General features: G+C 60.4%; 10 protein-coding genes. All 10 read left to right on the top strand.

Annotated features, from left to right (window positions below):
• The first annotated feature begins 123 nt into the window (after positions 1-123).
• The 10 genes from DXD94_RS02985 (at position 124) to ftsX (ending at position 12202) form a co-directional block, all read left to right on the top strand.
• A complete protein-coding gene (locus tag DXD94_RS02985) occupies positions 124-783 on the top strand; it encodes a hypothetical protein (RefSeq protein ID WP_117734374.1) in 660 nt (219 codons plus the stop codon).
• A 1-nt stretch (position 784) separates the two neighbouring features.
• On the top strand, positions 785-1210 hold the full coding sequence (locus DXD94_RS02980) for a hypothetical protein (protein ID WP_117734375.1): 426 nt from the start codon (positions 785-787) through the stop codon (positions 1208-1210).
• Positions 1211-1884: 674 nt separating this feature from the next.
• On the top strand, positions 1885-2310 hold the full coding sequence (rpmE, locus tag DXD94_RS02970) for a 50S ribosomal protein L31 (protein WP_006235303.1): 426 nt from the start codon (positions 1885-1887) through the stop codon (positions 2308-2310).
• A 344-nt stretch (positions 2311-2654) separates the two neighbouring features.
• On the top strand, positions 2655-5462 hold the full coding sequence (gene secA / locus DXD94_RS02965; RefSeq protein ID WP_117743529.1) for a preprotein translocase subunit SecA: 2808 nt from the start codon (positions 2655-2657) through the stop codon (positions 5460-5462).
• On the top strand, positions 5462-6610 hold the full coding sequence (gene prfB, locus DXD94_RS02960) for a peptide chain release factor 2 (protein ID WP_117743528.1): 1149 nt from the start codon (positions 5462-5464) through the stop codon (positions 6608-6610). The genes secA and prfB overlap by 1 nt, the downstream gene beginning before the upstream one ends.
• Positions 6611-6751: 141 nt before the next feature.
• Positions 6752-7642 (top strand): YitT family protein, encoded by an 891-nt coding sequence (locus DXD94_RS02955; protein ID WP_117743527.1) that lies wholly within the window; start codon positions 6752-6754, stop codon positions 7640-7642.
• Positions 7643-7849: 207 nt separating this feature from the next.
• Complete coding sequence (locus DXD94_RS02950; protein ID WP_117734379.1) at positions 7850-8680, top strand: transketolase; 831 nt, start codon at positions 7850-7852, stop codon at positions 8678-8680.
• A 1-nt stretch (position 8681) separates the two neighbouring features.
• Positions 8682-9623, top strand: a complete 942-nt coding sequence (locus tag DXD94_RS02945; RefSeq protein WP_117763190.1) for a transketolase family protein — start codon at positions 8682-8684, stop codon at positions 9621-9623.
• A gap of 451 nt (positions 9624-10074) precedes the next feature.
• Positions 10075-11295, top strand: coding sequence for a cell division ATP-binding protein FtsE (ftsE, locus tag DXD94_RS02940; protein ID WP_117763189.1), 1221 nt, complete (start codon positions 10075-10077; stop codon positions 11293-11295).
• Positions 11282-12202, top strand: coding sequence for a permease-like cell division protein FtsX (ftsX, locus tag DXD94_RS02935; protein WP_117734382.1), 921 nt, complete (start codon positions 11282-11284; stop codon positions 12200-12202). Before ftsE ends, ftsX begins: the two co-directional genes overlap by 14 nt.
• The last annotated feature ends 14 nt before the right edge of the window (positions 12203-12216 follow it).

Below are 12216 nucleotides of genomic sequence, written 5' to 3'. Positions count from 1 at the left end.
GCATTCAATACGCGCGCAACCCAAGCCAACGGCAATATGAACGAGCGAGGAATCATCACGTTATCAGGGGCAATTTTGAGAAAGGAGATGTTTTCTATCCAAGACGTCCGTTAGGAGGACACAATGAAGAAAATCGTCGAAACCGGGATCACCAGGCGAGCCGCTATCGCCGCAGCGGCGGTTGGAGGAATCTCCCTACTGATGCCAAAAGGGGTGTTAGCGGCGGAATTTCAAACACTTGATCAGAATCGAATCGACTACTTCGTTCGCCCCGACCTCACTGAAAACCAGTTTGACGCGATGCTCCGCGAACGCGCGGAGGAAGAAGCTGCGCAAATCATCGAGCAAGCCCTCGCCGGGTACGATGGCGACGCACGAGCCGGGGGACGTCCGACCTACGACACGGTATACGGCAGCGTGGTAAACAAGAGCACTGGATGGCATGACGTCGCCGGACAGCCGGCGGGCGGCGTGCAGATATCGGGAGGTGGCTCTATCTTCGTATCACCTTCCGGCGGCGGATCGGTCGGTGTGTCGGTATCCCTTCCCGGAGGAGTTGGCAGCGTGAGCGTTTCCATCCCGAAGGCAAATCGCTCCCTCAGCGTGACGGGGTACGCGGTCAACATTTCCGGATCGGGCTTCTACAAGGCGACGGCGAACGTGACCCACAAGATTCAACCCTACGTCGTCTATGAGACGACGAACGGGGTACGCAGGGTCTACGCAAAGATGGCCACCAACACGTTCTACAGCATGGCTCTCGGCAAGCGCAAAGTAGGCTGACATGAAGACCGGCTCCGCCAAAATACCCATTGCGCTGGCGTTATTGGTCGCGATAGCCGCAATCGCAGTCTCTGCCGTATCCATAAAAGATGCGAACACCTTGAAACATGGCATTTCCGAAGGGTTCCGCCTAGACGGAGTGTACCGAGACCACGAGACCGGCTTAACCCAGCTCTCCTTCCTTGGGGAAGACGAAAACAGGTGGCAAATCGTCGACAGCAATGGAAATGTGACCGACGGTTCATTTGAGACAACCGGCGATCCGAACATCTTCATGTTGGCCGACCAATCAGGAGATGATTACGGATTTGTCCACCTGGCTTACGCCTCCGCAGACGGAAACCAAGGAAGCCTTTATTTGAACACCGGAACGTCGGTGCTCGAATTTGACAAGGTAACCAGCGGCCCGGCTTTCGTCGTGCCGTAAATGCAAATCGAGTGTCATGAGAGAAGAGGGGACTGGCCTTGCCAGCCCCCTCTTCCTTTTACTGCCCAAGCGGGAATGCTCACCACTGCAGTTCGCGAACGTCAGACGCTTCCTCCGCCCGCGGCACTCGGCCAGGTACATGCTGATGATGACTTGATACGGCACCACTGTACGGGCGGACTCCGCCTTGAAGTAGTCGATGTTCTAGCCGTCGATGTTCATAGTGACGCGGCGGCGCACCTTCCCGATGTAGGGGTTCGGAACGCTGTCGGAGAAGTCGACCTCGGCGGGCATCTCCATAATCTCGTCCTTGCCATTCGTTTCGATAGCTCCAATACTGCCGTCCCTCTGTCCTCGTCGATTTTCTCGCCGAGATTATCCTGATGGTCGAGCCGCCATGCCTCTCGCAATGGCAAACCGTCAGCACCCACGATTCCAGAACGTTGAAATTTGCAACGTTCTACCAGTGCGTGGGTCGTTTTGAAGGTAATTCATGGGACCATTTGTCGGTAATCCGTGGGTCATTTTTCCTCGCGTTGTGCCGAAAAGACCGTGAACCTTTTGTGGGACACGCGGCGCCGTGGTACCATAGCCGAGTTTGTTGTCTTGGTCGGAAACCAAGACGCCTTATGCGCTGATCGGTAACCAGCGCCTGACCAATAAGGAGTCCTACCATGAAGCAGGGTATCCATCCCCAGTATGTCGAGTGCACGGTGACGTGCTCCTGCGGCAACACCTTCAAGACGCACGCTACCGTGTCCGAGATGAAGGTCGAGCTTTGCAACGAGTGCCACCCGTTCTACACCGGCCAGCAGAAGTTCGTCGACACCGGTGGACGCGTCCAGCGCTTCGCCGACAAGTTCGGTGGCGCCGCTGCCGCTCAGCTCAAGAAGGCCGAGGAGGCCAAGGCTGCCAAGGCCGCCAAGGCTGCTGAGGCCGAGGCCGCTCGCAAGGCCGCCGCTGAGGCTAAGGCTGCCGAGAAGGCTAAGCGTGCCGCTAAGTTTGCCGAGGAGGCTGCCAAGCAGGCCGCCGAGGCTCCCGCAGAGGCTCCCGTCGAGGAGGCCGCTGCCGAGGCCGAGACCACCGAGGCTGCTGAGTAAGTAGCTCGCCGCGGAAACACTCGCATTCATGGCATAAGGGCCGCGCATCCGTTTGGGTGCGCGGCCCTTTTCTTTTTATTGGTGCAAGCTAGCCCGTCCCCATTGCGCCAGGTTGGTGCGAAGGGGACGGGCTAGCTTGCACCAAATGGCAGAGAGAGAGGCAGCGGTTTCCCAGATAAAAGCCGCCAAAATAAACCAGTCCCTTTTTGGCAGGCTGTCGTAGTTATTACGTGGTCGAGCGTGTCGACCGCATAGGCGGCGCCTTGTTTGGCTAAAGTACAAATATCTGTGTTTAACTCGTCCAAGGTTTTATGCCACGGGCGATGGCCAAAAAGGAAAACCACATGGGATTCATGTCAAAGCTGCTGTCCTTTGGATCCGATAAGGACCTTAAGCGCTACTACAAGATCGTCGACCAGATCAACGGTCTTGAGCCCCAGTTTGAGAAGATGACCGAGGAGGAACTCCGCGGCCAGACCGATAAGTTCCGCGAGCGTTACGCCAACGGCGAGTCGCTCGACGACATGCTCCCCGAGGCCTTTGCCACCGTGCGTGAGGCTTCCAAGCGCACCATGGGTATGCGCCACTTTGACGTGCAGCTTATTGGCGCCATGGCACTGCACGAGGGCCACATCGCCGAGATGAAGACCGGCGAAGGTAAGACCCTCGTCTCCACGTTGGCTGGCTATCTCAACGCTATTGCCGGCAAGGGCGTGCACGTCGTTACTGTCAATGATTACCTTGCCAAGCGCGACTCCGAGTGGATGGGCCGCATCTATAAGTACCTGGGCATGACCGTCGGTCTGCTCCAGAACAACATGCCGCTCGAGCTCAAGCGCCCGGCCTATCAGGCCGACATCACCTACGGCACCAACTCCGAGTTCGGCTTTGATTACCTGCGTGACAACATGGTTACCCGTCCCGAGCAGCGCGTGCAACGCGGCCACAACTACGCCATCGTCGACGAGGTTGACTCCATCCTGATCGATGAGGCCCGCACCCCGCTGATCATCTCGGGCGCTGGTACCAAGTCCGCCAGTACCTACAAGGACTTCGCGCGTGCCGTGCGTGGCCTTGAGCGCGGCGAGGACGTGTCGCACGACATGCTCACCGCCACCGAGGACGTCGAGCCCACGGGCGACTATGTCATGGACGAGGCCAAGCACACCATTGCCGCCACCGAGCGTGGCCTTAAGAAAATCGAGCGCCGCCTAGGCATCGAGGACATCTACGCCGATCTCTCGGGCCAGCTGGTCAACCACCTGCAGCAGGCGCTGAAGGCCCAGTACATGTTCCACCGCGATAAGCAGTACGTGGTCACCAACGGCGAGGTCAAGATCGTCGACGAGTTCACCGGCCGCATTATGGAAGGCCGCCGTTACTCCGAGGGCCTGCACCAGGCCATCGAGGCCAAAGAGGGCGTGCTCGTGCGCGAGGAGAACCAGACGCTGGCGACCATCACCCTGCAGAACTACTTCCGCCTGTATGACAAGCTCTCCGGTATGACCGGTACGGCACTCACCGAGGACGCCGAGTTCCGCGAGATCTACAAGCTGCCCGTTGAGGTCATTCCTTCCAACAGACCCGTGCAGCGCGTGGACCACGAGGACCTGGTCTACCGCACCATTCAGGCTAAGTACAACGCCGTTGCCGACGACGTTGAGCAGCGCCACGCTAAGGGCCAGCCGGTCCTGGTGGGTACCGTCTCCATCGAGAGCTCCGAGAAGCTGTCAGCCGCCCTTACCAAGCGCGGCATCGCGCACGAGGTCCTCAACGCTAAGCACCACGAGCGCGAGGCCCATATCGTTGCGCAGGCCGGACGCTACGGCGCCGTGACCATCGCTACTAACATGGCCGGTCGTGGTACCGACATCCTGCTGGGCGGCAACCCCGACGAGCTGGTGCGCGAGCGCCTTGAGTACGAGGGCCTGACCATGGAGGACGTAACGCCCGAGCAGCTCGAGCAGTTTAACGCCGAGGCCAAGGAGACCTGCAAGGCCGAGCGTGAGCGCGTGCTTGCCGCCGGTGGCCTGACCGTTATCGGCACCGAGCGCCACGAGTCCCGTCGTATCGACAACCAGCTGCGCGGCCGCTCCGGTCGTCAGGGCGATCCGGGCGAGACCCAGTTCTACCTGTCGCTCGAGGACGACCTCATGCGCCTGTTCGGTGGCGACAAGATGGACCGCGTCTCCAAGATGATGGTCACGGCCGACATGGGCGACGACATGCCCATCCAGCACAAGATCATCTCCAAGGCCGTCGAGAGCGCCCAGCACAAGGTCGAGAGCATCAACTTCTCCATGCGCAAGAGCGTCCTCGAGTACGATGACGTCATGAACAAGCAGCGCCAGGTCATCTACGCCGAGCGCAACAAGATTCTGGACGGCAAGGATCTGACCGACCACATCACCGAGGTCATGCACGACACCGTGTACCGCTGCGTGCAGGAGTTCTGCACCAAGGACAGCCACGATGGCGAGCGCGATCTCGAGGGCCTGCGCAAGTGGGTCGTGGAGCTCACCGGGCATATCGATACGCCCAAGTTCCCCGACGAGGACTTTGAGGCCCTGGCTGCCGATGTCCTGGCCTACGTCGAGAAGTGCTACAACATGAAGGCCGAGCGCCTGGGTGAGGACCTCATGCGCGAGCTCAACACCCAGGTCATGCTGCGCGTCATCGATACCCGCTGGATGAACTACCTGCAGGAGATGGACTACCTCAAGACCGGTATCGGACTGCGCGGCTTTGGTCAGCGCGACCCGCTGGTCGAGTACAAGACCGAGGCTTATGGTGCCTTCCAGATGCTCGTCGACACCATGTACGAGGATTACCTGCGCACCGTCCTGCGCATCGAGATCAAGGCCGCCCCGCACGCCGTGGAGCACAAGGAGGACCCTGCGCTCGAGGGTGCACACTTCTCCGGCCCCGCCGATGTCGATGGCGACAACGGCAACTCGGTGCTGCGCAAGCAGGCACAGGTGCAAGCCCGTACGGTCGTCCAGGGAGGCCCGGCTGCCGTCAACAACGGTGGCAAGGTGACCACCTACCGCAAGTCCGAGAGCGATGACCCTTATGTCAACGTGGGCCGCAACGACCTGTGCCCCTGCGGCAGCGGCAAGAAGTTCAAGTACTGCCACGGCAGGAATCGTTAATGGCCGAGGCTTTAGAGGTAACGCCCGCCGAGCTGGACGCGTTTGCGGACCGGCTCGGCGAGGTCGAGTCGTATCTTCATTTGGACGAGAAGCGCACGCGCGTGACCGAGCTCGAGACCAAAAGCGTGGCCCCCGGCTTTTGGGATGACGCCGACGCCGCTCGCGCCACCATGGAGGAGATCGCTCGCGCCAAGGAAGATATCGCTGCCGTGGATACCGCGCGCGGCGAGCTATCTGACGCCCGCGCGGCGCTGGAGCTTGCCGAGGAGATGGGCGACGACCCCGATGCCGCCGCATTGCGCGAGGAGGCTGCCGCTACGGCAGAACGCCTGGCCCGCGCTATCGACGAGCTCGAGCTTTCGAGCTGGTTTACCGGTGAGTTCGATCACGGCGACGCGATTGTGACCATCAAACCCGGACAGGGCGGCCTGGAGGCGCAGGACTGGACCTTCATGCTCTTCAAGATGTACATGAAGTACTGCCAGCGTCGCGGCTGGAAGGTCACCATTAACGACTGCCCCGCAGCCGAGGTCATCGGCATCGACCGTGCGACCTTTACTGTCGAGGGCAAGGACGCGTTTGGCATGCTGCGCGCCGAGGCCGGCGTCCACCGTCTGGTGCGCATTAGCCCCACCGACGACAAGAAGCGCCGCCAGACCACGTTTGCCGGCGTCGAGGTCATCCCCGTGCTGCCTGACGATATCGACATCGAGATCAGTCCCGACGATATCCGCGTGGACGTGTATCACGCGAGCGGCCCGGGCGGACAGGGCGTCAACACCACCGACTCCGCCGTACGCGTGACGCATTTTCCCAGCGGCATCGTTGTCACTTGCCAAAACGAGCGCAGCCAGATTCAAAACAAGGCCGCGTGCATGCAGATTCTCAAGGCCCGTCTGTACGAGATCGAGCTCGAGAAGCGCGCCGAGGCGCTCGACGAGATTCGTGGACCCAAGACCACGATCGGTTTTGGTAACCAGATTCGCAGCTACGTGCTCTACCCGTATCAGATGGTCAAGGACCTGCGCTCGGGTGTGGAGACCAGCAACGTCGAGGCCGTTCTCGACGATGGCGATCTGGATCCGTTTGTGATCGGCTACCATCGCTGGGCAACCGGCAACGCCGATGCGGAGGCCCCGTCTGTCTAAACCCATAGGGTTGGCTTTGGGCAGATGTGGCCAATACGGACCCTGAGCGGGGGTGGTATTTGGTCGGCGAATCGGTAAAATCGAATACAAGAAGAAGCTCAAAGCGCATCCGTTTGGGTGCGCTTTTTTGAGGGAGGCAGCATGGCATATCGTCTGGACATCAAGCGCATTCTTTCGATGAACTTCTTTCGCGATCTGCCCCAGATTATGTTGGGGTGCGCTCTGGCCGCTATTGCGACCGACCTGTTTTTGATTCCCAACGGCCTTGCTGCCGGTGGCGTTACGGGCCTTGCCACCATTATCCAGGCGGTCGGCGCCTCGCATGGCATATCGCTTCCCGTCGGTATCCAGACCATCGTGATGAATGCCTTGCTGCTGCTGGTCGTTATGCGCGAGGGCGGCATGTTCTATGTGGTGCAGACCGCGACGGGCTTTGTGCTGCTGGGCTTTTTCACCGACCTGTTCGCTCCGTTTGTGGCGCCGTTGGCACATGCCGATCTGATGCTGCCCGCTATGTGGGGCGGCATTATCACGGGCATCGGCTACGGCATGGTGCTGCGCGCCGGTGCCAACACCGGCGGCTCCGACACGATCGGCCAGATCATCTCGCGCAATACGTCGCTACCGGTGGGCTCCACCGTCATGGCGATCGATGTTGCCGTGTGCGCGCTGTCGGCCCCGGTCTTTTCGGTCGAAAACGCGCTGTATGCAGGTCTTTCGATGGTGATCAGCGGCTACGTGATCGATGCTGTGGTCGATGGCGGCAACAAGCGTCGTATGGTGCTCATCATCTCGGACAACTTCCCCGATATCGCGGCCGACATCATGTATGGCCTGGGCCGCGGCTGCACCAAGTTAAAGGCGACCGGTATGTATTCGGGCGCCGAGAAGCCGGTGATTATGGTCATCGTGAGCCGTCGAGAGCTCAACACCCTGAAGACGATCGTGCGCGAGCGCGATCCTCACGCCATTGTGACGGTTGCCGATGTTACGGAAACCTTTGGCGAGGGATTCAAGGACATTAACGCGTAGGGCAGGCTGCGCCCCATCCAAAAGACGTTCACATTGATAAACCGTTTCATCAGCGGGTCTGCCTGCTAAATTGCTCAAATAATGATAAAAAGTCTGGTAAAGCCATCAGTTTCCAGCATAATGAATGACGTACGTGCATTGCGGCTGTGTTGGGATTACCTTCTGTGCCGTGCGCATTTTGTCTAATGAGGATGAAAGGAAGGCACAATGAGCGACGAAGAGCTCAAAAAGGTTGCCAACGAGGTTAGGAAGGGCATCGTCACCGGCGTGCACGCTGCCAAGTCCGGCCATCCGGGCGGTTCGCTCGGCGCTGCCGACATCATGACCTATCTGTACTTTGAGGAAATGAACGTCGACCCGGCTGATCCCCACAAGGCCGACCGCGATCGCTTTGTGCTCTCCAAGGGCCACTGTGCTCCGGGTCTGTACGCCGTGCTCGCCGAGCGTGGGTTCTTCCCCAAGGAGGATCTCGAGACGCTGCGCCATATCGGTAGCCACCTGCAGGGCCACCCCAACATGAACGACACCCCGGGCGTCGATATGTCCACCGGCTCGCTGGGCCAGGGCATCTCCGCCGCCGTGGGCATGGCGGTTGCCGCCAAGCACTGGGGCGATGACTATCGCACCTACGCCCTGCTGGGTGATGGCGAGAGCGAGGAAGGCCAGGTCTGGGAGGCCGCCATGTTTGCCGGCAACCAGCAGCTCGATAACCTTTGCGTGATCGTTGACCACAACGGCCTGCAAATCGATGGTCCCGTCGAGGAGGTCAACGACCCCATGCCGCTGGCAGACAAGTTCCGCGCCTTTAAGTTCCACGTGGTGGAGCTTGCCGACGGCAACGATTTCGATCAGATCCGCGCCGCCTTTGCCGAGGCCCGCGCCACCAAGGGCCAGCCGACCGCCATTATCGCCGAGACCATGAAGGGCAAGGGCGTTTCCTTTATGGAGAACCAGGTGGGTTGGCACGGCAAGGCCCCCAACGATGAACAGTTTGAGCAGGCCATGGCAGAGCTCACGGCCGCCGGAGAGGAGCTCTAGGATGGCAGACGTCAAGAAAATCGCCACGCGCGTAAGCTACGGCGAGGCCCTCGTCGAGCTCGCCAACGAGCACGACGACTTTGTGGTCCTCGACGCCGACCTGGCCGCCGCCACGCAGACCGGCAAGTTTAAGGCCGCCTGCCCCGATCGTTTCTTCGATGTGGGTATCGCCGAGAGCAACCTGATGGGTGTTGCCGCCGGTATCGCGACCACCGGCCGCGTTGCCTTTGCGAGCACCTTTGCCATGTTCGCCGCCGGCCGCGCCTTTGAGCAGGTCCGCAACTCCATCGGCTATCCGCATCTCAACGTTAAGATTGGCGCCACGCATGCCGGTATCTCGGTGGGCGAGGACGGCGCCACGCACCAGTGCTGCGAGGATATCGCCCTCATGCGCGTTATCCCTGGCATGACCGTTATCGTTCCCGCCGACGACGTCGAGGCCCGCGCCGTGACGCGCGCCGCCTACGAGTGCGACGGCCCTGTGTACATGCGCTTTGCCCGTCTGGCCTCGCCGGTTATCAACGACCCCGAGAACTATAAGTTCGAGTTGGGCAAGGGCATCGTTATGCGCGAGGGCGCCGACGTTACCATCATTGCCTGTGGTCTGATGGTCGGCGAGGCCCTCGAGGCCGCCGAGCAGCTTGCTGCCGAGGGTATCGACGCCGAGGTCATCAACATGCACACCATCAAGCCCATCGACGCCGACCTGATCGTCAAGAGCGCTACCAAGACCGGCCACGTCGTGACCGTCGAGGAGCACTCCGTGATCGGTGGTCTGGGCAGCGCCGTTGCCGATGTCCTGTGCGAGCAGTGCCCGACGCCGCTCAAGAAGATTGGCGTTAACGACACCTTTGGCGAGTCCGGCCCGGGTGCAGAGCTCCTGCACAAGTACGGCCTGGACGCCGCCAACATCGTGGCGACCACCAAGGAGTTCTTGGCCTAGGACAAGACGAGGCAAAGTATCGCTTCAGCAACCGTATGCAATCCATAGCAGGGGCGTCCTCAAAGAGGACGCCCCTGTTTTTTGTCGGCAACAAACAAATTAGGCCCGCACCAAGCAAGGGCTTTCTCCGGGAAACGGGCCCAGACCAGCAAAGTGCAATTCAGACCCTTCCAACTTTGTATATGCAGCACCGTAAGATAAACGCGGCGGCCCCTTAGTAGCCGCAGGCCGCGCGCAGGGTTACCTCCCAAATCTTTCCGCAGGACGGAGGAGCCCCCGCCGCACGTAGTGCGCAGCGGGGGCTCCGACATGTCCGAGGACGATTTGGGAGGTAACCCTGCGCGCGGCCGGTGAGACCAAACCCCGCCATGCTTCTTATGTGCAGCAAAGCTAATGCTGCTAAAATACAAAGCGCTCATGTAGTTTAAACGCACGACGATAAGGAGCACCAGTGGGTAACCACTTCCGTACCTCCGGTGCGGGCGATGATGCCCCCAAGACGCAGACAGGCGTCCAGGGCAGTCGTTTCGCCACTCCGGATTCAGAGGGCCAGCCTGTTGCTCAGGCCCCCGCTCAGCCGGCAGATCAGGCACAGCCGGCATCCGATCCCTTTGCCTACAATCCCACCAGCGATGTCGCGCTTTCCGGCACGGCGGGTTTTGAGCCCGTTCAGGCCGTGACCGCTCGCGTGGAGCAGTCTCAGGCTGGCGCCGCCACGCCGCAGCCTACCATGGCCGGCATTCCCGACCCCATGGCCCCTGCGACGCCGGTTCCTCAGCCTGCGCAGTCCGGCCTCTTTGCCGCTATTCCCGACCCCACGCAGCCTGCTGCCCCGGTGGTCAAGAGCGATCAGGCAGCCGAGGTCGCAAGCCTCGATAACGCGCTCAACAATCCCGATTTTACGTCGGTGTTTGCGCCCATCGATCCGCAGGCCAGCCGCAAGAAGATGGCCAAGCAGGCCGGTGTCGAGCCCGTCATCCTTATGGAGCATGTCACCAAGATCTATCCGGCACAGCCCAACAAGCCCGCGCTCGACGATATCAACATCGAGATCTATCCGGGCGAGTTCGTCTTCCTGGTCGGTCACTCCGGCTCGGGTAAGACCACGCTGCTATCGACGCTCAACCGCGACGTCAAGCCGACGAGTGGCCGCATCCTGGTTGCCGGTCAGGACCTCATGAAGATCAAGAACCGCAAGGTTCCGTTCCTGCGCCGCCAGATTGGCGCCGTGTTCCAGGACTTTAAGCTTCTGCCGCAAAAGACCGCCTACGAAAACGTGGCGTTTGCCCTGCAGTGCATCGGCAAGCCCAAGGGCGTCATTCGCAGCCAGGTGCCCGAGGTGCTGCGTCTGGTCGGTCTTGCCGATCAGATGGACTCGCTGCCCGACCAGCTTTCCGGTGGCGAGCAGCAGCGCGTTGCCGTCGCCCGCGCTATGGTCAACCGTCCGCCGCTGCTGATCTGCGACGAGCCCACGGGTAACCTCGACCCGGCGATCTCGCTGGGCATCATGAAGCTGCTCGAGCGTATTAACCGCACCGGCACCACCGTGATCGTCGCCACGCACGACCGCGAGATGGTCGATAGCATGCACCGTCGCGTGATCGCCCTCGAGGGCGGCCACGTTATCCGCGACCAGGAGAGGGGAGGTTACGGCAACTATGGCACCAACTAACGTGGGCTACTCCTTCAAAGAGGCAATCAGCCACTTCTTCCGTAACTGGACTACCTCGCTCGGCGCCGTCATCACGATCTTCCTTTCGCTGTTTATCATCGGTCTGTTCATTATGGGCTCCGCGATGCTGAACTCCGTGATCGGCACCGTCGAGGATCAGGTTGTTATCAACGCATTCATCAGCGATGATGCCGACCAGGCGGACGTCCAGGCCTTTGAGGCCGAGCTCAAGACGTGGAGTAACGTCAAGTCCGTGACCTATAAGGATAAGGACGACGCGCTGGCCGAGTATACGAGCAAGATGTCGGGCAACGCCGATGCCACCATGAGTGCGCTCGACGGCCAGAACCCGCTTCCGGCCTCGTTCGCGATTGAGATGGACGATCCGTCTCAGGTCGAAAGCACGGCCAAGAAGCTCAAGAAGAATGCCGATTTCCAGAAGATCGCGGATGACGGCGACGTCAACGCGAGCGTGCTGTACGGCCAGGAGGAAGTGAGCCGCCTGTTCCAGGTGACCAACTACATCCGCATCGCCGCCGTGGTGCTCGTTGGCCTTCTGACCTTTATCGCATTCATCTTCATCAACAACACGATTCGCCTGTCCATCACGGCGCGTCGTCGTGAGATTGCGATTATGCGTCTGGTCGGCGCCAGCAACGGCTTCATTCGTGGCCCGTTTATCACCGAGGGCGTACTGCAGGCCATTTTGGGCTCGCTGCTTTCCATCGGTGTTCTGGAGCTGCTGCGTAATCTGATGATTCCGCGTCTGCAGGAGAGCATCGGCTGGATGTCGTTTGCCCTGCCGATGCAGTACTACCTGGTGACCTATGCTGCGCTGATTCTGGTCGGCGTGATTATCGGTCTCTTTGGTTCTGCCATCGCCATGCGCCGCTACCTGCGCGTGTAGGCATGCCTGGAATT

Source organism: Collinsella sp. TM10-22 (genome assembly GCF_003466125.1).
In the GTDB taxonomy this organism is placed as follows: Bacteria; Actinomycetota; Coriobacteriia; order Coriobacteriales; family Coriobacteriaceae; genus Collinsella.
This window is presented reverse-complemented; position numbering and strand designations above follow the sequence as displayed.